32 protein-coding genes are annotated in these 22,391 nt (G+C 61.6%); 26 read left to right on the forward strand and 6 right to left on the reverse strand.

Translation table 11 applies throughout. From position 1 onward, the window contains the following. Positions 1-186: 186 nt before the first annotated feature. Positions 187-1,482: a peptidoglycan bridge formation glycyltransferase FemA/FemB family protein gene (locus EKN07_RS08795; protein ID WP_108715802.1), complete on the forward strand. Its 1,296-nt coding sequence runs from the start codon at positions 187-189 to the stop codon at positions 1,480-1,482. Between the two features lie 41 nt (positions 1,483-1,523). Here EKN07_RS08795 and EKN07_RS08800 read toward each other — a convergent pair whose 3' ends face one another. Both EKN07_RS08800 and murJ read right to left on the reverse strand, forming a co-directional pair. Continuing rightward, positions 1,524-2,780, reverse strand: a complete 1,257-nt coding sequence (locus tag EKN07_RS08800) for an ATP-grasp domain-containing protein (RefSeq protein WP_126146181.1) — start codon at positions 2,778-2,780, stop codon at positions 1,524-1,526. Next, positions 2,777-4,591, reverse strand: coding sequence for a murein biosynthesis integral membrane protein MurJ (gene murJ / locus EKN07_RS08805; RefSeq protein WP_126146182.1), 1,815 nt, complete (start codon positions 4,589-4,591; stop codon positions 2,777-2,779). The genes EKN07_RS08800 and murJ overlap by 4 nt, the downstream gene beginning before the upstream one ends. Positions 4,592-4,921: 330 nt before the next feature. On the opposite strand from murJ, the gene EKN07_RS08810 reads away from it, so the two are divergent. Beyond that, positions 4,922-6,157, forward strand: coding sequence for a site-specific integrase (locus tag EKN07_RS08810; protein WP_126146183.1), 1,236 nt, complete (start codon positions 4,922-4,924; stop codon positions 6,155-6,157). A gap of 180 nt (positions 6,158-6,337) precedes the next feature. Here the strand turns inward: EKN07_RS08810 and EKN07_RS08815 are convergent, their stop codons facing one another. The 3 genes from EKN07_RS08815 to EKN07_RS08825 all read right to left on the reverse strand — a co-directional run bounded on the left by EKN07_RS08815 (position 6,338) and on the right by EKN07_RS08825 (position 8,507). Further along, complete coding sequence (locus tag EKN07_RS08815; RefSeq protein WP_241228164.1) at positions 6,338-7,501, reverse strand: 3'-5' exonuclease; 1,164 nt, start codon at positions 7,499-7,501, stop codon at positions 6,338-6,340. A 422-nt stretch (positions 7,502-7,923) separates the two neighbouring features. Then, positions 7,924-8,172 (reverse strand): helix-turn-helix transcriptional regulator, encoded by a 249-nt coding sequence (locus EKN07_RS08820; RefSeq protein WP_164546641.1) that lies wholly within the window; start codon positions 8,170-8,172, stop codon positions 7,924-7,926. An 11-nt stretch (positions 8,173-8,183) separates the two neighbouring features. Continuing rightward, complete coding sequence (locus tag EKN07_RS08825) at positions 8,184-8,507, reverse strand: hypothetical protein (RefSeq protein ID WP_126146185.1); 324 nt, start codon at positions 8,505-8,507, stop codon at positions 8,184-8,186. A 133-nt stretch (positions 8,508-8,640) separates the two neighbouring features. On the opposite strand from EKN07_RS08825, the gene EKN07_RS08830 reads away from it, so the two are divergent. From EKN07_RS08830 to EKN07_RS08840, 3 genes are read left to right on the forward strand one after another with little or no spacing between them, the layout of a single operon-like run. Next, positions 8,641-8,886, forward strand: coding sequence for a helix-turn-helix transcriptional regulator (locus EKN07_RS08830; RefSeq protein WP_126146186.1), 246 nt, complete (start codon positions 8,641-8,643; stop codon positions 8,884-8,886). Then, on the forward strand, positions 8,886-9,098 hold the full coding sequence (locus EKN07_RS08835; RefSeq protein WP_126146187.1) for a hypothetical protein: 213 nt from the start codon (positions 8,886-8,888) through the stop codon (positions 9,096-9,098). The genes EKN07_RS08830 and EKN07_RS08835 overlap by 1 nt, the downstream gene beginning before the upstream one ends. Continuing rightward, entirely contained in the window at positions 9,098-9,304 is a 207-nt protein-coding gene (locus tag EKN07_RS08840) for a hypothetical protein (protein WP_126146188.1), read from the forward strand. The genes EKN07_RS08835 and EKN07_RS08840 overlap by 1 nt, the downstream gene beginning before the upstream one ends. Before the next feature lie 151 nt (positions 9,305-9,455). Here the strand turns inward: EKN07_RS08840 and EKN07_RS12585 are convergent, their stop codons facing one another. Beyond that, a complete protein-coding gene (locus EKN07_RS12585) occupies positions 9,456-9,623 on the reverse strand; it encodes a hypothetical protein (RefSeq protein ID WP_164546642.1) in 168 nt (55 codons plus the stop codon). 110 nt (positions 9,624-9,733) lie between these two features. Here EKN07_RS12585 and EKN07_RS08845 point away from each other — a divergent pair, with 110 nt between their 5' ends. The 21 genes from EKN07_RS08845 (at position 9,734) to EKN07_RS08950 (ending at position 22,275) form a co-directional block, all read left to right on the forward strand. Then, the gene (locus EKN07_RS08845; RefSeq protein ID WP_126146189.1) at positions 9,734-10,063 is read left to right on the forward strand and encodes a hypothetical protein; all 330 of its coding nucleotides are present in this window, start codon (positions 9,734-9,736) and stop codon (positions 10,061-10,063) included. Next, entirely contained in the window at positions 10,060-10,287 is a 228-nt protein-coding gene (locus EKN07_RS08850; protein WP_126146190.1) for a hypothetical protein, read from the forward strand. Before EKN07_RS08845 ends, EKN07_RS08850 begins: the two co-directional genes overlap by 4 nt. Positions 10,288-10,659: 372 nt before the next feature. Next, the gene (locus tag EKN07_RS08860) at positions 10,660-10,980 is read left to right on the forward strand and encodes a hypothetical protein (protein ID WP_126146192.1); all 321 of its coding nucleotides are present in this window, start codon (positions 10,660-10,662) and stop codon (positions 10,978-10,980) included. Next, positions 10,977-11,339: a hypothetical protein gene (locus tag EKN07_RS08865; RefSeq protein ID WP_126146193.1), complete on the forward strand. Its 363-nt coding sequence runs from the start codon at positions 10,977-10,979 to the stop codon at positions 11,337-11,339. The genes EKN07_RS08860 and EKN07_RS08865 overlap by 4 nt, the downstream gene beginning before the upstream one ends. Further along, entirely contained in the window at positions 11,326-11,568 is a 243-nt protein-coding gene (locus EKN07_RS08870; RefSeq protein ID WP_126146194.1) for a hypothetical protein, read from the forward strand. Before EKN07_RS08865 ends, EKN07_RS08870 begins: the two co-directional genes overlap by 14 nt. After that, positions 11,565-11,798 (forward strand): hypothetical protein, encoded by a 234-nt coding sequence (locus EKN07_RS08875; RefSeq protein ID WP_126146195.1) that lies wholly within the window; start codon positions 11,565-11,567, stop codon positions 11,796-11,798. The genes EKN07_RS08870 and EKN07_RS08875 overlap by 4 nt, the downstream gene beginning before the upstream one ends. Then, on the forward strand, positions 11,795-12,202 hold the full coding sequence (locus EKN07_RS08880; RefSeq protein WP_126146196.1) for a hypothetical protein: 408 nt from the start codon (positions 11,795-11,797) through the stop codon (positions 12,200-12,202). The genes EKN07_RS08875 and EKN07_RS08880 overlap by 4 nt, the downstream gene beginning before the upstream one ends. Then, positions 12,199-13,230, forward strand: a complete 1,032-nt coding sequence (locus tag EKN07_RS08885) for a helix-turn-helix domain-containing protein (RefSeq protein ID WP_126146197.1) — start codon at positions 12,199-12,201, stop codon at positions 13,228-13,230. The genes EKN07_RS08880 and EKN07_RS08885 overlap by 4 nt, the downstream gene beginning before the upstream one ends. Next, entirely contained in the window at positions 13,227-13,706 is a 480-nt protein-coding gene (gene ssb / locus EKN07_RS08890; RefSeq protein ID WP_126146198.1) for a single-stranded DNA-binding protein, read from the forward strand. Before EKN07_RS08885 ends, ssb begins: the two co-directional genes overlap by 4 nt. A 12-nt stretch (positions 13,707-13,718) precedes the next feature. Next, complete coding sequence (locus EKN07_RS08895) at positions 13,719-14,075, forward strand: hypothetical protein (protein ID WP_126146199.1); 357 nt, start codon at positions 13,719-13,721, stop codon at positions 14,073-14,075. Between the two features lie 56 nt (positions 14,076-14,131). Then, positions 14,132-14,743, forward strand: coding sequence for a hypothetical protein (locus tag EKN07_RS12870; protein WP_206435703.1), 612 nt, complete (start codon positions 14,132-14,134; stop codon positions 14,741-14,743). After that, positions 14,740-15,141, forward strand: a complete 402-nt coding sequence (locus EKN07_RS08905) for a DUF4326 domain-containing protein (RefSeq protein WP_126146200.1) — start codon at positions 14,740-14,742, stop codon at positions 15,139-15,141. Before EKN07_RS12870 ends, EKN07_RS08905 begins: the two co-directional genes overlap by 4 nt. After that, the gene (locus tag EKN07_RS13150; protein ID WP_277600507.1) at positions 15,138-15,263 is read left to right on the forward strand and encodes a hypothetical protein; all 126 of its coding nucleotides are present in this window, start codon (positions 15,138-15,140) and stop codon (positions 15,261-15,263) included. The genes EKN07_RS08905 and EKN07_RS13150 overlap by 4 nt, the downstream gene beginning before the upstream one ends. Next, a complete protein-coding gene (locus EKN07_RS08910) occupies positions 15,260-15,595 on the forward strand; it encodes a hypothetical protein (RefSeq protein ID WP_126146201.1) in 336 nt (111 codons plus the stop codon). The genes EKN07_RS13150 and EKN07_RS08910 overlap by 4 nt, the downstream gene beginning before the upstream one ends. After that, entirely contained in the window at positions 15,592-16,062 is a 471-nt protein-coding gene (locus EKN07_RS08915) for a hypothetical protein (RefSeq protein WP_126146202.1), read from the forward strand. The genes EKN07_RS08910 and EKN07_RS08915 overlap by 4 nt, the downstream gene beginning before the upstream one ends. Further along, a complete protein-coding gene (locus tag EKN07_RS08920; RefSeq protein WP_126146203.1) occupies positions 16,059-16,829 on the forward strand; it encodes a zf-TFIIB domain-containing protein in 771 nt (256 codons plus the stop codon). Before EKN07_RS08915 ends, EKN07_RS08920 begins: the two co-directional genes overlap by 4 nt. Positions 16,830-17,550: 721 nt before the next feature. Then, positions 17,551-17,859 carry a hypothetical protein gene (locus EKN07_RS12875; protein ID WP_206435704.1) on the forward strand — a complete coding sequence of 103 codons (309 nt, stop codon included), beginning with the start codon at positions 17,551-17,553 and terminating at the stop codon, positions 17,857-17,859. Next, on the forward strand, positions 17,807-19,315 hold the full coding sequence (locus tag EKN07_RS08935) for a terminase (protein ID WP_241228165.1): 1,509 nt from the start codon (positions 17,807-17,809) through the stop codon (positions 19,313-19,315). The genes EKN07_RS12875 and EKN07_RS08935 overlap by 53 nt, the downstream gene beginning before the upstream one ends. Beyond that, entirely contained in the window at positions 19,312-20,763 is a 1,452-nt protein-coding gene (locus EKN07_RS08940; RefSeq protein WP_126146205.1) for a phage portal protein, read from the forward strand. Before EKN07_RS08935 ends, EKN07_RS08940 begins: the two co-directional genes overlap by 4 nt. Next, the gene (locus EKN07_RS08945) at positions 20,760-21,962 is read left to right on the forward strand and encodes an EndoU domain-containing protein (protein ID WP_126146206.1); all 1,203 of its coding nucleotides are present in this window, start codon (positions 20,760-20,762) and stop codon (positions 21,960-21,962) included. The genes EKN07_RS08940 and EKN07_RS08945 overlap by 4 nt, the downstream gene beginning before the upstream one ends. Before the next feature lie 10 nt (positions 21,963-21,972). Then, positions 21,973-22,275: a hypothetical protein gene (locus tag EKN07_RS08950; protein ID WP_126146207.1), complete on the forward strand. Its 303-nt coding sequence runs from the start codon at positions 21,973-21,975 to the stop codon at positions 22,273-22,275. Positions 22,276-22,391: the final 116 nt, after the last annotated feature.

Consider the following 22,391-nt stretch of genomic DNA (forward strand, 5'->3'; position numbering starts at 1 on the left):
CCTGCGATCAGCCTAGCGGCCTGCGGCGCCCTCTCGCCAGGTTACTTTCTCTTCGCGCTGCACCTTCCGCTGCAAGCTCATGCTCCGGTCTGCTTGATTCCGACTCACTGCCTTAACCTCGGACTGATGGCGTACATCTCGCGCTTCCCCCTTTCCTTTGCGGTAATTACCTGGTAATATGGCCACATGGAATTCGTTCAGCTGACGCCGTTGCAATATCAGAGATTCGTACGGCAAGCAGACCGTGTTTTCCTTCCTCAGCTTCCCGAGTACGGCGCTGTGCGCGCAAACCTCGGCATGGGGGTTGACTACGTGGGCGTGGTGTCACACGCCGATGTCCAGACACCCGCACGCCGCGGACAGACGCCGAGAGCCCGCCCGGATGCTGCGATCCTCGCAGCCGGACTCGTCGTACTCCAGCCATGGAAGAAGATCTATCGGCGCGCATTGCTCTCCTACGGCCCCACTCTCGACTGGTCAGACAGCACCATCGTCGATTGCTTCTTCACCGGCTTACGGGCGCATCTACGCCGCGACCGTCGTATACTCGCCGTGCGATTCAATCCGCTGCTGCCCCGCGTCTTCTACCACGACATTGAGATCGTGGCCGGCAATCCCACCGCCGCTCGTGCCGAGCGCCAACTGCGCGCACTGGGAGCTCGCCGAATCGAGAAGGAGTTCTACCAACAGTCGGATGTTCAGATTCGGTATATCTATACCAAGGACATCTCCGGTATGAGTTTCGAAGAGGCGACCGCGACACTCGCGAAGGGTCTCCGGCGCCGTTTTCACAATGAGGGGCGCTATGGCGTCGAGGTACGCTTTCTCGGCCCTGACGACTTCGCCGTATTTGATTCGCTGCATGACGCGACCGTGGAACGCACCTCAATGGCTAGTCTGTCTAGCGCATCGCAGGATTTCTACCGCGCACTCATGCGCGAACTCGGGCCGGAACGTGCCCTCCTGGCAGTCGCCTATTTCTCCCCTACTCGTTACCTCCAGCAGATCGCTGCCGAGCGCGAGCAAGCGAAGGCACGCTTGGCTGTACTGTCCCAGAGGCGCCGGACCAAGGCGTGCGAGCGGGAAACAGCGGAACTGACCGAACGGCTAGAGGCCCTGAATTGGCGCGAGGAGAATACGCGGGAAGCGCTCTCAACCTACGGTGACGAGATTCCTTTCAACGCCGCACTCGGATTTCACAGCGGCAACGAGCTGCTCCTACTGTTGGGCGGTATGGACAAACGCTTCTCGGCCTACGCACGCGACTATCCGGTGGAGCGTGCCCTGTTCAAATGGGCTTGCGATCATGGTGTCTCCATCTACAACACTTTTGGTATCTCCGGCATTTTCGACGAGACGGCACCGGATGCCACGGTGTTGACGTTCAAACGGTGGCTGAACGGTAATGTGGAGGAGTTCATCGGCACATTCGTCTTGCCAATCCGTCCACAGCTTGCCAAACGATTGGGAGCGTTGTCCTAGACCGGCACTGGCTCAAGGTGCCTCATCCACCGGGGCACAACCTAGAAGCCGGAGTCTGTGGGGCGTGGGTACCATCGGCGCATACGCCGCCACTGATTGAATCCGTTCCCTAGACGGTAAATGGTACGGCGCACCGAGCGGTCGGCACTGTACGCGAGTGGGTTGATGGGACGACGCCGCAGACGTGTTCGCCGCACCCTCCTGAGCAATTCCGCGTCACGAACATAGCGTCTATTAGCGAGAAAAGCCGGGACGATACAGAAGATTCCTTCGCGCGTGTTCGTTTGATACGAGGTCTCGAGCCCCCGTAAGTCGCTCAACATCGCAGATGCCAAGTCAACCCCTCCGACTTTCAGATAGTAGTGGCCTCGTCCGATACGCGGATTGAGGTCGAGCCAGCGCGCGGAGCCGTTGCGGGGGTCGACTTTGACATCGAGTGAAAAGAAACCGCGCAGACCAACCGCCTGCACAATACGCTTCGCATCGGCAATGAGGTCATCGCGGCGCTCCAAAAGTATGATTCCGGCGTTTCCGAGGTATTCCGGTTGATGGAGACCGAGAAGAACCCGTCCCGATCCACACGCCGTTATCCGCCCTGTTCGATCTACATAGCCGTTGACAACCCACTGCGTGGTGTCATCCCCGGGTATGAGTTCCTGGACGATCAGGCGCGTACGTATATTGTTGTCATGCCACCGCGTGAACAGCGCCATCGCATCTTCACGCGTACGCGCCACGCTGACCTTCCGTAACCCCTGATTCCAGTTCTCGGCAAGCTCGCTCCCACTCTCGGGTTTGACGACGACGGGGAAAGTCACCTCTGTCAGCCGCTCGGACCACCCTTGCGGATCGCTGAGATCCACCGCAGTGCGCATGGGCACAGAGAGCCGCAATCCGCCGAGCAGGTCCGCCATGGCTTGCTTCGAATTCGCCGTACGCACGGCAGCAGCGGTGGCATACGGCAGAAAATAGCGTTCCTTCAACTCATCACGATGATTGGCCACGAACTCGACATGCTCGTCGGCGTTCACGAGCAGGATCAACTGTTGTGTGGGATGATCGGCGGCTACCTCCTGTAACACGCGCAAGAACTGTGCGTCGTCGTCGAATGTGCCGTGCGGCACCAGAAGAACATCAAGGATACGCGAGTCGTTGATCGGCCCGCGCGGCGCATCGGAAATAACCAGCGAACGTAAACCGGCCGCCTCGTGAAAGATACGCGCAAAACTGTAGGTCGCGATGTCGTAGCCGATGACTACCGGCAGAAGCTGAGAAGCAGATTCTTCCGTACCGATCAATTCCGTACTCCAATCTTCCGCAAGAGTGCGCGGGCGGGGCCCACCAGTGATGCAAGTTCCTCCATGCGCAGGAGTCGCATAAGCCCGAAATACACTGCCACCATGATGGGGGCGACCACCACGATGCGAGCCCCAGCGCCCAGTACTCCGAGCGGAGCGAACACCGGTCCAAACGCGCGCAGTACAAGGTATCCGGCGGTCATTGTGATGACGGTGATAACGAGCAACTTGCCGTAACTGGACCAGACGCGCTGATCATCCATCCCACCCATACGCCCTGAAAGCACATGCATCATGGCAACAAAGGCCATCGTATTAGTGGCGGCCATCACCAGCCCGATCCCGACAACGGTCCACTGTGGCGGCAGCAGCCCGCACAGCCCGAAACCAATCATTCCGAGCACTTGGAAGGGAAGGTTGATCCAGAAGGCACCGCGAGTGTCCTCGAACGCGTAGTAGACACGATCAAGCACCGTTACAGCACCGATTGACACCAGCCCCAAGCACATTGAGACAACGACGCGGGCAAGGGTCACCGCTTCCTGTGGCGTTACGGTGAACGCCAGCAGCCGCGCCAAGGGCACCGCGAGAACGATCATGCCTGCAGCAGAGAGGAAGGTCAGCGTGCCGACCATTCGTAGTGTCTTCGAGGTGTCGGCGCGCATGGTATCCATGTCGCCGGAGACCGCTGATCGTGCCAGGCGGGTGAACATGGCGGTTGCAATCGACACGACAATGAGGGATGTGGGAATCGAATAGATTGTGTACGCCGTCGTGTAGGCGTAGTTTCCGGCAACAGTGAGCAAGTCCATACCGGAACTTGCAGCCCGTTCGGATGCGCCTGCGGCGACATTGGAGACGATAATCGTGGGAACCATGCCGGTTATCATCATGAGAAGCATCCACCACGACGCACGGCCCGCCGTGCCAAGCCCGGAACCTCGCCAGGCGAAATCGGGGCGATAACGGATACCGATACGGTGCATCGGCCAAAGCAGGATCAGGGCCTGAGCCGCGATACCGACTGTGGAGAAACCACCCAGCATTGCGACACGTTCGGCACTCCATCGGGTAACGTCCTGGGCATCCGCCGGTGTAGCACCTCCGAAAACGGCCAGAATCACCGCGAATCCCGCGATTGCCACCACATTGTTAAGCACCGGCGCCCACATGTAGGGGCCGAAGTTCTCACGAGCGTTGAGAATCTGGCCGATCACCGTGTACATGCCGTAAAAGAAGATCTGCGGCAGGCACCAGTACGCGAAGGCCACCGTTAGCCGATACCAGTCATGCGACATTGTCGCAGCAAAGAGCTTCACCACTAGCGGTGCGGCGAGAGTAAGAAGGAGGGTGACGCCGCCGAGGAAGACGATGGCGATTGTCAACAGTTTATTGAGGAAGGCCGCTCCCCCATCGCGCGACTCCTTGGTGGCGCGAACAATGGCCGGAACCAATACCGCGTTAACCAAACCGCCGACAACCACCATGTAGATCAGGTTGGGGAGCTTATTGGCAACGTCGAAGGCGTTCGCCGCCGGAGACGTCATGGTCAGGACTGCACCGAGCATCAGCGGTGAACGCACCAGCCCGAGAACACGCGACACGAGCGTGCCGAGGAACATGACGAGAGAGGACCGCGCCGCGCTGCTTCGCCGAGGCTGTGCCTGTGCGGTTGCCGAGGCGGCTGCACGCGGAGCAACGCTGTGCTTAGGCGACCGGTTTGCGGCCTCGGTCCGGGTAGACGCAAACACCGCAAGGCCTTGCTCGCGGAAGTGACGACCCCGCAAAGGAGCGGGAGGCCCAAACAGCATGTCCCCATGGTAGCCCGCCTTTTGCCTGTAAACGCGAGAGGCCCGCCTTGCTCACTGTGCGGTATTTCCCACCACACGCGGGCGGGCAGCGGATCTCATGGCCACTTCGCAGCGGTGTCATTGGCCGCTTTTGGTGTCATGGTGACGTTTTCCAGCGGTGCCCCCGGCAGGACTTGAACCCGCGACCGATGGATTATGAGTCCACGGGTGCGGTATACTGACACCAACAAAAACCGCGAGATTCCGCCATTCTAGGATGTCCAGTCTTGACTGGTCTAGACTGTGCGTAGCTAACCATTTAGCTAACCAACGAGGGGACGTGAGGCAACTGTGGCGACGAAGCGTAGGGACGCGGGCTCCGGATCGATCTACCAGCGGGCCGACGGTAAGTGGTGCGCTGCCCTCACCCTCCCGTCCGATCCGCTCACGGGGAAGCAGCGCCGGAAGGTACGCACCGCAAAGACGAAGGGTGCCGCGCAGCGGAAGTTGGCGGAGATGCGCCGCGAGCTCGACGCCGCCGGAGACCTGGCCACCCAAACACCCACCGTCGCCGCCTACCTCACCGACTGGCTCACCCTACGCCGCACCACCCTCAAACCCGCCACATGGGAAGGCTACCGCTCCAAAATCGAACACCACGTCCTCCCCATCATCGGCCGCCGCCACCTCGACAAGCTCACCCCACTCGACATCGAACGCGTCACCGCCGGAATAATCGACAGTGGCGGAGCCGCCGCGAGCGCTCTCCAAACGCATCGGATCCTCGGCCGTGCCCTCGCCGACGCCGAGCGGAAAGGTCTCATCCGCCGGAACCCCGCCCGTGCAGCGGACGCTCCCCGCGCGAAAACCGGCCGGCGGGATGCCATGCCGGCAGAACACCTCGTGCAACTCATCACCGCCAACGCCGACCAGCCCTACCTGGCCCGCGTCATCCTCGCCCTGCTCACATCCGCCCGACAGGGCGAGATCCTCGGCCTCGAGCTGGACCGTCTCGACCTCACCCCGGGAGCCGCCTGGGTATCCCTGACCCGTGAGCTCGCAGTAATACGCTACGCGCACGGCTGCGCGGGCACGTGCGGGCGTAAACGCGCCGCAGACTGCCCCACCCGCCGATTCCACATCCCCGACTACCTCGAGGCCGAGCAGGTGCACGGAAGCCTCTGGCTCCTCCCGCCGAAGTCCGTCCGCTCGACTCGTCCTATCGCTCTCGGTGCGCTCGCGGTGCAGGTCATGACCAGGTATTTCGACGTGCTGGAGACTCCACACCGGTTTGTGTTCGAAGCATCCCCTGGAGTGCCGGTACATCCGCGCCGTGATTACGGCATGTGGTGTGAGATGCTGGATAGGGCCGGGCTGCCGCACTATCCACTGTATGCGCTGCGGCACTCCACCGCGACGCTCATGAGGGCCGCCGGCATCGCCGACCGGACACGACAGGAGATCATGGGCCATTCTTCAGAGGATATGACCGCGCATTACACGCACCGCGAGGTCGAGGACCAGTTAGACGCTGTCGCCGCCTACGACCAGTACATGACAGCACTACTCCCCGGTTTACAGCAGTGAACCGGGAACGACACTAGCGCTCGCGGGGGTGAGTCATGCTGGAAAAAATACCCGCGTTTATACCACCCAGGCATGATGCTGGAATATATACCAGTTTTTATACCACTGCCCACGCCACGTCACGGTTCCTCACGCTTCCTCTTCGTTGGCCGGAGCCTGGTTTGTCGCGGCCCTGTGCGATTAGCGCTGCCCATTGACAACACGTTGTTGCAAGGCAGCAACGATTAGTGCACACGCCTCAGCATCTGAGTCTGCTCGGTGATGGTCTAATCGATACCCTGGCGCGCATGCCTGAACGACTGTCGGCAATTTGTAATCATCGAGTCCGGGCACGATACTCTGCGCTGTCCGGTAGGAGCAGAAGAACCGTTGCGGTAACGAGCTAGTACCGAAGAAACTATCGAGATCACGCCAGACACGAGCGTCAAATGATGCATTATGCGCATACACCGGAAACTCGCCGACAAACTGAGAAACACCAGTCTCTACAGCAGGCCACATTGGAGCGTGTTTGACATCGCGAGCGCTAATCCCGTGAAGGTAGGTAAATTCGAATGAGTCGTATCCAGGTGGTGGCTTGAGTAATGTCGAGTACCTGTCCACGATATCGCCGCCTATCACCTTCACGAGCGCAATTTGGCAGGCGGAGACGCCTCCATCCCTATTTGCTGTCTCGAAATCGACCGCGACAAAACCGTTTACCAGCAGTTCTGACTCGGTTGGAATGAGACGTGACGTGGATCTGCTACGAGGATAGGTAACTGTTGGGTTAGCCGCAGAACGGCCAGAGGAGATACCTGTTGAGGGCCTTCCTGCTTCTTTTTGTTGCTTTGTTAGTTCGACGAGACGCTTCCACTCAGCATTGAACTCGCTCCAATCTCGCCCTTCAGCCTTAGCCCAGAGCTCTTGCGCTTTAGCGAGTCGCTTTCTTAAGTCGAGTCGAAAATCTTCACGCGGTGCAGGGAAATCACGACTTAGCCAGTCTTCAAGCGTCCTCACTTCCTCCGCGTATGCCTTCATCTTGCGCTGAATAATTGCGACTTCAATGACGTAATGCTCCATCACATTGATTGGGTTTCGCTCCGCAGCCGCAGTCATTGCGTCCATGCAACCCATTGCTAGCCTGAGAGCGTCATCGAGCTGGCCTTCGCGCTTGAGTCGCGCTATTTCAGGCCCCCAGTCGCAGATGTCGCGCCCTTTGTATCTTGGCATAAACCACTCGTTAGTATCAGGACCGTTCGCCTGGCCAGCATTCGAGGCGCTGACAAAATATGTGACTCTCTGTCTCGCGGGTTGCGTTGACGCGTTATCCGCAAAACGCTTGAACCAACTCAATAGTCCCATGATGAAAAGCTATCCCTCCTAAGGTCAAGCAGATCTCGACGACCCACTAGCAGGTGAATACTTCGCCGTATTCGATCTCAGCTAAGACATCAGCACCCGCCGTAAACGCCCTTGCTCGTAGGCTCCAGTATGACACACCTTACTCTCAGAGTGTTATCCGGTGAGACTAGGAGGCACGACACTCATGCGACAGCCGGGGTGAAGTCACGCGCGACGACGCGCTGCCACGCAATAATGAGAGACCTCGTGACCCCAAGCTCACGGGCCAGCACGTCGGGAGACGGCCCATACAAGCGCTCTGTGGCCGCGTACTCCACTGGTGAGATTAAGAGCTTCGCTGCCCATTCATCAGCCCGCGCCTCCCCCGCGAGAGTCTGCGCACACCCGTGCCTCCCCTGCGAGAGTATGTTCGAATATGTCCACTAGCGAGCCTGCTCCCGCGCCCGACTAATCACGTCACGCACGTCAAGACGCGCTAGATCGCATAGCCGAACAAATTCCTCAAGCGTGATCGTCCGTTCCCCGTTGAAGATAGCCGCTAGTCGTGTGCGTCCAATGTCAGCCTTCGTGGCAATTTCGCGCCACGAATAGCCGAGCGTCGCGAGCTGCTCGGCCACAAGTTGCACGGCAATATGTTCAGTCTCACCAACTTCTAGCGCTGATCGTCCCATGCCACTAATCATCACCGGTCAAATACCGAATGCTCCCCGGGCGACGCTTTCAAACGACGCAGGATTTCTTCGGAAAGCTCTAGGTCTGTCGCATCCGCGAGTGTTGCCGATATTCCATGGCGCGAGACCTGCTCGCGAGTAATAAAACCAAGGATGACAAGCGCCTCAATAACGTCTGCGCCGTAGGCCGTTGCAATTGCGATGACAGTATCTGGTGAGAGTGTTCCAGCATGGCGTTGACGGTTAAGCGTGCCCTGCGTGATACGGGCCTTCTTTGCGACCGTGTTCTCTGAGTCGTCTCCGACAGTCGCCTTGTACCAGTCGAGTATATCCATGCGCCCATCTTAACAGACGCTACTCGTAGCGCATAGCTTTCTATGTGCAATAGGTTGACTTGCACGCCACACCAGTGTATCGTCGAGTTATGCGATACGAGTAATCAATTACTCGTCGCGAGTAGGAGGCGTTATGGATACACATTCACCCGAGCTGCGGCTATCGCAGACATTTCTAGATCGTGTAACTCAAATCGGATTGACCGATGCGGCTGTCGCTGCGGCTATCGGTGTCACTCGACAGTTCTACAGCCAGGTTAAGACCGGAAAGGCGATGCCGACGGCTCGATTCATGGCTGGCGCTGTCGCTGCGGGCCTAGCATCGTCTCTCGATCAGGTCGCGACCCTCGTCGAGGATGACACAGCGGGGGTGGCGTGATGGGTGGCGAGTGCTGGGAGTGGGAGGCTGCTCTCCTCACGACTGTCGACAAGGCAAACAACCCGGACCGGGTGGACCCGGTACTGGTCTGGCGGGACGCACTCTACGCGGCCTACCGGCGTAGCTACCTGTCCTACCGGCAGGCCTGCCGTGCGCTCGCGTCATACAACCGGCAACTAGGACCCGCAACACCATACGTGGAGGCGGCCTGATGGGTGAATCCCGGCCGGTATGGGTCTCACGAGAGCAAATCCCAGAAGTCTTCGGTATCGCCGCACGGACCGTTGACCGGGCACTCGCGGACGGCGCGCGCATTGTTCGCCGGTTCGTGGGCCGGAAACCGGTCTACCAGGTCGATTCAATCGACGCCTGGCTAGCGGGCTTGGACGAAGACCGCCCTGGGCAAGCAACCACATGACACACCCCTGGAAAGGAGCACGGGAGAAATGGGCCAGCATCGTAAGGGATGGCGTGAAGCAGTCGAGCTCGTCGACCTACTCGACGGTACGAACCCAATGAGCACAGACACTCTGATCAGCCTGCTTCACACCATCGCCACCCAGCATGGCCTACAAGTCCAGATCGTTCATACGACCCCAGTCGGTCAACGCGTAGACGGCCTTCGCAAGTTCCGCCACCTCCGGGTCTTCGGCCCGGTCTTTGAGTACACGAGCCTTGTCCGTCCCAGTCTGAATGTTCGTGAGCGCTTCGGCCAACTGTTCACGTCGCGTGAGCACAGCTAATTCACCCCCCTCTCCATCGAGGACCACAGAAAAGGAATGCCGCGCCCCATGGTGGGCACGGGACGCGGCCAAACAAATCAAATAGTTTCGGAAGGAATCATATCATGCAGTCATTCTTCGTCACGTTCGGCATGAAGTACTCGAACACGCCACACCCGGCGTCTAAGCGGATCGATCACTTGTCCCTGGTCATGATCATGGCCAACACGCTCGAAGAAGCCCGAGCCACCGCCGTCCACCACCTCGCAGGATACTGGTCAAGGATCCTCACCCGCGCCGAAGCAGTCGCCTACCACGCCAGCGATCCCCGCACCGGAGTGGTCGCCCTGGCCTGTGGTGAGTCCATCGTCTACGACGCTGACGCACCCCACATCATGTCCATGCTCAACACCGCCTTCAGCACCGAAGCCCACACAACGGAGCGGGTCGCATGAAACGCATCCTCCACTACCTCGACCGCGAAGCAATCCGCGTCCTACGCATCTTCGCCTACACGGCGATCTACGCGCTCACAGTCCTCGCCTCCGCGCTCGCGGTCAACGGCAGCATGATCCACAGTGCTAGCGACGTCGTCCTGGGTACGGCTGGTGTGATCGCCTGCCTCTTCGCCGCCTCAGCCCTGACACCCACTACCAGGACCGGTGACGACGATGAGTGACATTTTCACGGACGCGTTATGCCGCACGGATCCGGATGGTTGGTTCCCCGAGCCGAGCCATAAAGACCAGACAGCCACGGCCTGCGCACGGTGCACGGCTTGTCCGGCGCTCGCGGCGTGCCGGGAGTACGCGGACAGTCTGCTCGCGAAGAACATACGCCTGTCAGGCGTATGGGCGGCACGGTTCTACGGCGGACGCAGAACGAGCACACCCCGCACGGCCGAGCCGTGCTTGTCCTGCGGGCGACTAACCCGACCACTCCACACCAGCAAGCAGGCCATGCCAGACACGATGGGCTACGGCGCTGCCGGGCCCTTGTGTATCACCTGCTACCGACGCAACCTCAAACAATCGAAGAAAGGAAACGCCTCATGCCTATCTACTATGTGACGTTCGGTGTGAAGTATGCCGACGAACCGCATCCTATTAACCCGCTCATCACGGATAAGGCGGTCGCCAAGATCAAAGCGCCCAGCGAGGAGATGGCCCGCCGGTTTGCTTTCCGTCACTTCGACCAGTACTGGTCGCGAGTCATCCCCCAAGACGAAGGAGAACAATACACAGCCGCGTGGGACTGTCACATTGTCGCCTACATTATCGGCCACTCAATCGTGTGGGCTGTGAACACGGACACGATGCTCGAGCCCATCTCCACAACGCAGACCGTACGAAGGGAGGGAGCAGCGTCATGACCGTGTTCCCGAATCTTGATGGGCCGGTGGCCCGGACGTCTGATCCTGTCACGTCGTGGGAGGCCGCGCAGGCGATCAGTGATGGGCAGATGCGGGCCTCCGAGCAGGCCGTTCTTTCCGCGCTGCGTACGGGTGGGGCGATGACGGATCCGCAGATCGCTGATTATGTCATCTCGCATGGGGGCCGCTGGTCCGGGCAGCGTCTACGGAGCGCCCGCGCCGACCTTGTACGCGCAGGCTTGGTTGAGGCGGCTGGTACGACCCGACCGGATGGGTCCCCGCGCCGGTACACGGTCTGGGCTGCCACCCCCACCCAGCGCACGCTGACCGGTGAGGAGGAGCAGCATGCTGTGGCCTAGACGCAAGCACGAGCCCCCGGAGCGGGAGACGGTGCCAGCATCCGCAAGGGTGTGCCCCCGCCCGCCGGGCCATGTTGAGGTTGAGCTGACCGCGTCTGGTGGCCGCCGGGTATCACTGCTACTGGACCTGATCAACGCCGAACGGTTCGCCCGTAATCTGACCCACGCGTGCGGCAACGTCCTAGAGCACTCCTTCATGCAGCCCACCGATGATGGTGACGCCTCATGACCCGCCTCGTGATGGTTTTCCCCGTTATTGATGGGTCCCGTGCCCTCGCGGACCTACGCGCCGAAGCTCTGGCGCGGACCCAGGCGGAGGCCCGCCGACGCGGCTGGCAGGTCACCGGTGCCGGTGCCACCCGGTGGGAACCGGGCACCCGGTCCATTCGTGCTGTCCTCCCCGTCCACACGACAGACCGGCCCACTGGGGCGTTCCTGGAAGGAGGTGTGGCCGCATGAGGACGCAGACAATTAGTTTCACGCTCGGCCCTACGCTGTGGATGAGCGCAAACCATTCCGGCCGGGTCAATACACACTGGGCCGTCACGAGGCGCAAGACGATGAATCTCCGCCGCCTGGCAGCCATGCAGGCCCGCGCCCAGCGCCTCCGCCCTCCCCGTGGCCGCGTGCGAGTCACTGCCTGGGTTCAATACCCCACCCGTGGCCGGGCCGACCCAAACAACGCGGCACCGACCACGAAGGCGCTGATTGACGGGCTGACCGACGCGGGAATCTGGCCCGACGACGACCACACCCACGTGATCGGCCCGGACCACCGCCGCGCCAACGGCACCTGCCCACGCGGCCTCCACATCATCACACTAACCATCGAAGAAGAAGCCAAGGAAGGGGCGGAATCATGAGCTTGCGCGCCATCCTCTGGGCGATCTACGAGGCGCCCGTCGATAACCCCACCTCCCGGCTCGTCCTCGTCGGACTAGCCGACCACGCCGCCGACGACGGCACCGGAGCATGGCCCTCCCACGCCGTCCTCGCCGCCGCAGCACACTGCTCCCCCCGCACCATCCGCCGACACCTCCAAACCCTCGAGGACTCCGGCGTGATCCACCGCGGGGACCAGAGAATCGTCAACCACATCCGCGCCGACCGCCGACCCACCGTCTGGAACCTCAACCTCGACCACGCCGACCGCACGGCCGCCACACACGCCACACACGCCACACCCACACAACACCCCGAGCCAGAACCCGAACCCGCCCCGGCCCAGCCTGTGGATGCGGGATCGGTTGAGACATTTTCCGTCCAGAACGGGGGGACAAATTGTCCCCCCGTGAAAACGGGTGAAAACACGCTAAACGGCGAAATCCCGCCAAAAACCAACGGGGGGTCACATATGTCCGGGCGGACAAACGGGGGGACACACGTGTCCTACAAACCTATAGAACCTATAGATACATATAACGCGCCCGCGCGCGACACCACACCCACCCCCACTCCCACGGCGAAGGTCGCGCCGCCGCCGACGGACGCGACACCACTGCCCGACACCTGGACACCAAACCCCGACCACCTCAACCTCGCCTGCCAACAAGACCTATCCATCACCACCGAAGCGACCCGCTTCCGCCTCCACGCCCACGAACACCACCGCAAAGCCTGCGACTGGGACGCCGCCTTCACCCGCTGGCTCCTCGACACCACACCCAGACCACCCACCCGCCACCCAGACGGCCGAGACACCAACCAGACCCGCCACGGTCAACATCACAGCACAGCCGCAGCAGTCCGCGAACACAACCGCATCCGCGACCGCGAGCGCCGCCGCGTCGAGACCGCCGCGCTCGCAGCGGCCCGCGCCGATCCCACCCAACAAGCGCAAGCAGACCAGGCCAAACAGCGAATCCGTGACCTAGTGAGGAGAGCATCGTGAGTGGAGAGCCCATCGTTACCCTGATCGGTCATGTCGGAGCAGATCCCGAGATCCGATACGTCGCGTCCGGCACGCCAGTATGTAACTTCAGCCTGGCCGTGACGCCGCGCACCCTCAACCGGCAGACGAACCAGTGGGAGAACGGTGCCACCGCTTGGTACCGGTGCACGATCTGGCGTGAGCACGGCGAGCATGTCGCCGAAACCATTCAGAAGGGCATGCGCGTCATCGTGACCGGTCGGCTGACCGTCCGCACCTACGAGCACGACGGGGCCGAGCGGACCGCGCTTGAGGTCGCCGTCGACGAGATCGGCCCCACCCTGCGCTACGCGACCGCCCACGTCACCAAAACCACCAACACCAACAGCCAGGCTCACAGCCAGGTCCAGGGGCAGGCGGGTGACGACTACGACCCCTGGGCCGCACAGGCCAACAGTCCCGCCGGTTCCGCGTTCGACAGCCTTCCGCCCTTCTAAGGAGAGAAGATCATGACCTACTACACGCAGCCCACGCCGACCGCCTACGAGAGCATCGCCAAACAGGCGGCCGATATGCTCTACCAGCTACACGCCAACGGCCTCCTACGCGCCCACTGCCAGCGCACCGACGCCACCGGCGCGGACCTCCTTCGCCGTCAGCTCGACGCCACCGCCGAGCAGATACACGAGGACCTGGCCGACGAGTACAGATGGGACCACAACGTAGAGCCGACGGGGTATCCCGTCGCGTCGTGGCGGCATACCAGCATCCCCACCCGGCACTGCGTCGAGCTGATCGCCGCCCTGCAATGGGCAGTCCAAACGCAGTTCGACCACCAGTCCGCGGCGGGACAGGAGATCAGCTAACCGTCTGGCTCTCAGAGCCAGCCACTGCCGCCACTACAACGACAAGGACATAAATCATGCCACGATTCCGCAAAAAGCCAGTTGTGATCGACGCTTTTCACTTCACCGGCAACCACTACACATTCGACCTGTTAGACGAGCTGGGCTGCCCGCCGCTCATCGGCGACGCGTCCCGGCCCAACACCCTTAAAACGGCGGACGGGCGAACCGACACAGGATGGTACATCAACCCCGCCGACGGCATGCTCATGATCCGCACCCTCGAAGGGGACATGCGCGCATCCATCGGCCACTACATCATCAAAGGCGTTAAAGGTGAGTTCTACCCCTGCGACCCTGATATTTTCGCCGCCACCTACGAAACAACACATGGCAGCGAGGACGACCAAGCTAGCCCCAACCTTGCAGCGCTGCTGCGCGACGCCACCCAACATGTAAGCACGGCGACAGCGCAAACCTCGGCACTGACAGGGGCCATACTCGGAATATCTGAGCAGATCGAGGGACTGCGCGGCCAAACACTCCCCAAGCACATTCGGACTGTCCTCAACGAGCTACGACATGAGGCGCACTATCTCAGAGACGATGGGCCGGGCTCCTACAAGGACGGTTACAAGGCCGCGCTAGACGACGTCGAACGCTACCTCAAGGAGTCATTAGCACCATGACCTACACGCCGAAACGCGTGCAGCGCCGCCGCACGAGGGGATGGAAGATGCCTCTCTGTGGTTGCGGTTGCGGGAAGCCCGCCTGGTACGTCGGACGCCCCACCCGTTGGGGCAACCCCGCCATAATCGGCCAGCGCATGCCCTACCAACTCCACTCAGGCGGCGGCAAAGCACGCCCCTACATCTGGGACGCCGCCCAAGCCGTCGAGTGGTACACCGACTGGATTACCGGCGTCGTGCGGCTCGCGAACGGCAAAAACGCACGCCAAGCACCAACCGTCGAGGACATCCGCGCCACGCTGGGCGGGCACGACCTGGCCTGCTACTGCCCGCCCGACCAGCCATGCCACGCAGACGTACTACTAGCCCTAGCCAACCCGGAGGACGGCCAGCAGTGAGAATCACTATCACCATAGACACCGACCAGCCCTACGACGACGCCAGCGGGCCGTACGAGCAGGAGACCCCGAGCACGCCCCGCACCGTCGGATTTCAACCCAACCAAGACGAGGAAGCATGACCACGGAAAAACCAGAAACCCACGCCGAGGCCGCTGCCCGGCTGCTGGCAGCATCCCGCACCACCTCGGCAACAGACTCGTGGCGATGCCTCGCCGCCGCCGGCATCCACGCCACCCTCGAAATAGCAGACATAGGCCGCGCCATCGCACAAGCCCTCATCCTCCTCAACCAACCCACAAACAGCCCACGCTACGAAGCACGCCTCGCCGGACTCGCAGCCACCATCGGCTACCCCGACCCGGCAGACCCCTCCGGCAACCTCGCCCGCCTCCTCGACCAACAAAACAACGAAGCACGCGCACAACGCCACGAACACGGAGACAACGCATGACCACCCTCGCCGTCGCATACCACCGCATCGCAGGCCTAGAACCCAACCGACACCAGATCCACGCCGACATCACCCAAGGACTCAGCCCCGAATACTCGGAAGGCTACGACACCGCCATCCACGACGCCCTCCACACGATACGCCAGCTCGCAGCGGACACCCGTCCACCCCGCGACACCACCACACCACCCGAATCACCCGCCGCACACCTCACCACACGTAACCCCACAGACACCCCCATCAACCCCGACGACGAATACGACGTCATCGCCCGCACACTCTCCTACCACCACCTCACAACCAACGGAGCCCTCATCACCTGCACCTGCGGCCACCACACCCCACAAACCACCAACACCCCACAACGCCTACAAAACGCCATCACCAACCACACCGACCACACCACCCGACACATCCTCCAAGCACTCGCGACGTTGTACTCCGCACCTGCCAGGAAGGACCAATGAGAGATAATCTTGCCGCTCGGCTTCAAGACGTGATCCGCCTCGCAGCGTCCATGCCGGATCCGCATGCGACATGGTCGCCAGTGCACGCCGCCGATCCGTCCCGGCCCGTCACCGGATCCCCATCGAAACCGGACACGTTGCCCTTCGGCCTATCCGCCACGCTCGACTACTGGGACACCCCACCCGCCGACCCGACAGGCATCCGCAGCCGTACCGGTCTCGACCAATGGGCCCAGGCGTGGGCAACCGCGTGGTGGACATGGCGCGACACCCCCAGCGAACCCCAACCCACCAGCCAACCCCTTCTCTGGCTCCACGCCAACCTCCCCTGGGCGGAAATCTCCTACCCCGCCATGGACCAATTCGCCGCCGAGCTCAACACCGTCCACTACATACTCCAACAAGCCTGCGGCCTCACCCCCATCCCCACCGACCGGCACTGCCCCACCTGCGGACAGACCCTCGTCCACCCCGTCACCGCCCGCGGCGTCGCCGACGTCTACCACTGCGAAGACTGCGACAATGACTGGACCGCGCAAGGTATCGCCGAGTACCAACGCCTCCGCATCCTCGCCACCGCACCCTACGTCACCCGCGACCAAGCCGCACACCTCCTGCGGGTCCCACGTGGCCGGATTCGCGTCTGGATCGCCCGGGGACAACTTCACCAACGCCCCGATAGGACGATCCCCCTTGCAGACGCCTACCGTCTCGCTAGCGCCGACACGCCGAAGAGGCCGACACTTGACCCGGGGGGCCAATCGTGAAACGCTTTCCAGTGAAGAACTATGCCCCGGGGACGATGAAACGCCCCGCCCCACCAACAACACCCCCTCCCCCACAAGTGACCACCCCCGTCACGAAAACCGGGCCCCACACCGTTAAACGACCCACCACCCCGGACAAGCACACCCCGACCAGTCGCCCCTCTAACGGCAAACCATACGGTCGGCCTGGCCGCTCATCCACACACTCCAGGACATATCACGATGACGACGTCACGCACCGGCACGGCTTCCCATCGAAAATGGCGAGAGCACGCGCTCACAGAAGCGAAGAACAACGGACAAACACACTGTCCACTGTGCGGAACACAGTTGACCTACACGACAAGCAGGCAACCGAACTCGGCCGAACCCGACCACATCACCCCGTACGCGCACGGCGGCACCAATACCCCAGACAATGCCCGCATCATCTGCCGTCAATGCAACCAACGACGCGGAGCACACACCACCCGCCACACCCCGGACAAACACCAACCCGCCACAACCACCACACTCATCACCTGGTAGCCCGGCCCGACGCCCGACCAAGCCAGCCGCGTCTCCCACAACCCACCCCGGCCGAAAACGAGACGTACATCACGAAAACAGGGGGGATAGGCCCCTCCCCGCCCCCTTCCGCACACCCCGGTGACATAGTGGGATATCTCCCCGGCCGTTTTTCCACACACCCTATATAGACCCTGCAGTGAGGTGACGAATCATGCCTGCCCGTCGTCTCCAACCGGTTCCACCAGCAGGTCAGGACACTAAACCGCCCCGGAAGACTACAACGCGCCGGTCGGTCGCCAAGGCAGCGGATGAGGGCACCCAGTTGGAGCTCCTGCTCGTGCTGCGCAACCGTCTCGCGAAAGCAATTGACGATAAGGCCACTCCGCCTCGTGATTTGTCCTCGCTGTCGCGCCGACTGATGGAGGTGTCCCGGGAGATTCAGGCGTTGGAGCGACAGGAGGCAGAGGATGCCGAGCAGACGGACGGCGGGGACGACGACTTCGACCCCTCGACTGTCTGACGTCGCGAAACGACTCTGTGTCCCGGCGGGCATCGTCGCAACCGGATGGGGTGCGGTTCAGCGGCGGTGTGCCCGGTTGGGCATCCATTTTGACACGTGGCAGACCGGGCTTGGATCGCTGATTTTGGCGAAGCGGGACGACGGCCAGTATGCGGCTGGTGTGGGTGGCGCTGTCATGTCGATTCCCCGGCAGACTGGTAAAACCTATCTGGTTGGATGGATGGTTTTCGCTCTGTGCCTGCTTCGCCCTGGGCTGACGGTGATTTGGACGGCCCACCGGGTGCGCACCAGTCAGGAAACGTTAGGGAAGATGGCGGCCATGGCCGACCGGCAAACCGTTGCCCCGTCAATCGCGACGGTGCGCACGGCGAACGGCAAGGAAGCGATCATTTTCCGGAATGGTGCCCGGATCCTTTTCGGTGCCCGAGAGTCCGGGTTCGGTCGCGGATTCGACAAAGTTGACCTGCTCGTGCTGGACGAAGCCCAGATCCTCACGGAGGCAGCCCTATCGGACATGGTCCCGGCAACGAACGCTGCCGAGAATGGCCTCGTGATCATGATGGGTACACCGCCCCGTCCGAAAGACCCCGGGGAAGCATTCCTCGCCCGCCGACGCGAAGCGATCAGTGGGGATAAGGACACGTTGTATGTCGAGTTTGGCGCAGACGATGACACGCGCCCGGAAACATGGCCCGCAGGGCATATCGACTGGGGACAGGTCGCGAAAGCGAACCCTTCATTTCCGCACCGTACATCCAAGCAGGCTGTGCAGCGCATGGCGAAACTCGTTGGCTCCATGCAGAACTTCCGCCGGGAAGCCCTCGGATTGTTTGACACGGAAGGAGCGCGCCGACTCATCTCCCAACACGAATGGGAATCCACCGGTGTCACGACCGCGCCGGACGGCCTAGAAGGCGGCCTGAGATGCTTCGGTGTCGCCTTCAATCTGGATGGGTCTCGCATGTCAATCGCCGGAGCGATTAAGCACACGGTCGGCACTCACGTGGAGCTGATCGGCTCTTGGTCCGGCCCGTCAGAGGGAGGGATGACCGCCTTAGCGGACTGGCTGGCTGACCGGTGGAAGCAGGCAGGAATGATTGCACTGTCTGGCAGGTCTGGATCGACGGCGTTGGAAGGTCTCCTGCGGGATCGGGGCGTCCCAGCGTCCGTGATTCGTGGGGCGACGACGAGCGAGTATTACAAGGCGTGCGCCCTGTTCCACTCGGCCATCCAGGAGTGCACGGTCACACATCCTGTGGGACGACCAGGTGACGCGTTGAACGCGTCGGTGGAAGTATGCGACGCGCGCCGTCGCGCCTCGGACGGTGCGTGGGGCTGGCACGCCACCACGGACGATGGGGACGACACGCCCCTAGAAGCCGTGTCACTGGCCTACTGGGCCACACGCACAACAAGACGACGACCACGAGCACGGACGGGGGCTTTCTCAACATGATGTATGGACACGACCTGCACCTGGCCCCGATCCCGTTCACCCCGCCCCGTATTATCGGCCTGCCAGAGGACTTGCAAGACCAGGTGAACGAGCTCGTCACCGTGTGGGCGCGTAAACGGCCACGGAACCAGCTCCGCCAGTTGTACATGGACGCGAAACGAATCCCGGAAGGGCTGAATATTGCCGTCCCGGAGGTTGTGGCTAAAGACCTGGGGATCGTGTCCTCATGGCCGGAGAAAGCAGTCTACGGGCTGGCGAACCGGTGCATGTGGGACGGGGTTGTTGCCCCGTCCGGGGAAGAGGACCCGTTCGAGCTTGCCTCCCTGCTACACGCAAACCGGTTCGATCTGGAGATTTCGCAGACAATCGCATCCTCCATGATTCACTCGGTAGCGTTCATCACGACCACACTCGGTGATGTCGCATCGGGTGAGCCGGACGTACTGATTCGCCCGTATACGGCCCAGTGGGCGTCCGCGATCTGGGACCGGCGCACCCGGTCTCTGCGCTGTGCGCTGACAATCGATGACATTGACGACCTGGCCCGGCCGACCGCTCTCACACTGATCACGGCCACGCAGGCCGTTGAGTGCCGGACGAGCGGGGCTGGCTGGTTCGTCTCCCGGCACGTACCCCACGGCCTGCGCCGGGTACCGGTCGAGCCACTGCCGTTTAAGCCATCATTGGATCGGCAGATGGGCCGTTCCCGGATTTCCCGGCCGGTCATGGCGATCACAGACCGGGCGATCCGTACCGCGTTACGCATGGACGTCGCCGCCGAGTTTTTAACAACGCCTGGGCTGCTCCTCAACGGGATCACGGAAGAGCAGTGGGCCGAAGTGCAGAAATGGTCATGGCGGCTCGGCGCAGTACGTGGTCTGTCCCGCACCGAGGAAGGCGAGCTCGTAGACGTCGAACGCCTACCGCAACAGTCGGTACAGCCGTTCGTTGAGCAGTTGCGGGAGTTGGCGGGCGAGTTTTCTGCTGCCACGTCCCTGCCTCTGTCCGCGTTGGGTATCGTGCAAGACAATCCGTCCTCGGCTGACGCGATCTACGCCGCGAAAGAAGAGCTCGTCATCGAAGCAACTGTGGCGAATCGCGGATACGGGTACGCACTGGCCCGCGTCTACCAGAACGCGGTCATGCTCCGCGATGGCCTATCCGAGCCGTCCGGAGACCTGACCGGTATTTCTACCCGGTGGCGTAACCCGGCCATCCCGTCCGTCGTTTCTCAGTCTGATGCCATGGTTAAGCAGATCTCCGCGATCCCGGCGCTTGCTGAGACTGATGTCGCGTTGGAGGAGTTGGGGTATACGGCTGAGCAGATCGCCCGTATTCGCGCTCAGATGGCACGATCCCAAGCCAAGCAGACGCTCACAGAGATTCTCGGTGGTGTTCGCGCAAACGAAGGGGCTGATACTGGCGTGGGTGAGGACGTGCCGTCGTGACAACCGTACGCGACGTGCAACGGCTCCGCAGGTCCACCGACAAAGTGTATTTACTGGCCCGGCGTGACTTGGCCCGGTTCTGGTCTCGGCTTGACTTATCCCAGCCCGAATTGGTGCGTAACGCTCTTGTCACCTACGTGCCCACACTGGTGAACATGTACGGCGACATTGCTGGTACAGCCGCGTTGGAGTGGTATGAAGACCTGCGGGAGCAGGTCGCAGGACTCCCCCGCTACGCACCGACCATTGGGGAGAACATCCCTCGCGAAGCCATTGAGCACACGGTCAAATGGGCGGCCGGGCACCTGTGGGGTGACAACCCGGACGATACGCTCCGTGTCCTCAACGGCAGTATGGACCGGTGGATGAAATACTCCCAGCGGGACACGATCCGCCGCTGTATTGCTGGGGATCCGTCCAAGCCGCGCTGGGCGCGCGTCCCGCAGGGCGCGAAAACCTGCGCTTGGTGCACGATGCTCGCCTCCAGGGGCTGGGTGTACACGTCCCCGCAGAAGGCAGGTGACGCCTCCCACCGGTTCCACGACCACTGCGACTGTGAGATCGTGCCCGAGTGGGACCGGAAAGCCACCCACATGTCCGGATATGATCCGGACAGGTACTACGCCCTCTACACGGAAGCCCAGGAAGCTGTTGGCGGTGTTAATCCATCCGTCAACGAGATCGTGAAGAAAATGCGGGAACTACACCCGGAAGAGTACAAAGACGGGAAATGGCCCCCGCTCCCGAAAGGAGCAAGTAAAGACGGCACGCTACAGGCAAACGTGTACGAGAAATGGCGACGGGATATCGCGGTCCTGCTCCCTCCCGGCGCTGACCCGGTCCGGTTCAAAATCCCGCCCGAGCAGTTTCCGGAGATCCCTGGCGGGTGGCCATCAGACCTTCCACAGCTACGCGCAATCGAATGGAACCATGTCCTCTACGGCGACAAACGCGGCGGCGGACACCTCGCAGGATACGGCTGGACTCATAACGGGAAAGAATTCCCCGCTGACTGGACGCCGCAGGATATTCGCGACGCAGCCGAACAGCTCCTCCGTGAACATCCGATCACCCCACGGGGGAAAAACCGGGGGCATAGCGAGGGAACGGTCAACGGCGTTAAAATGACCATATACACGTCAACAAAACGCGGACACACTCGTATAGCAGGGTTCTATCCGGACTGGGATGAGGCGTAGAGGAGGAGAAATGCGCTATGGCGACTATGCGACCTACTGGCGCAACATGGAACTTCCCAGGCGGCAGCTTGTCCGTGACCTCATGCCTTATTCTCCGGAAGATCCGAATTTTCTTCTTGATCTGATTCCTAACGACTCTTGGGCTGCGCTTCAGATCATGGTCGCGGACCTCCTGAACGCGGACGCGTATGTTCCAAACGATTTGCTGGACAAGATCGAAGAACATGTTGCCGGAGATCCGGAAATGGAAGAAGACTGCCGGGACCTGCGCAAGATTCACGATGAGCGAGAGCGCGAAAAACTAGCCTCCTAGCTCACGCCCATAACCTTCTGAAGGGCTGACCGTCGAAGCACCGACTGTCAGCCCTTCACTCTCACACCCCGATAACCGCCGGGGTGTGTCTTGTCTATAGCCGTCCTGCACAGGGC

Source organism: Actinobaculum sp. 352, from assembly GCF_003957265.1.
Lineage (GTDB): Bacteria > Actinomycetota > Actinomycetes > Actinomycetales > Actinomycetaceae > Asp313.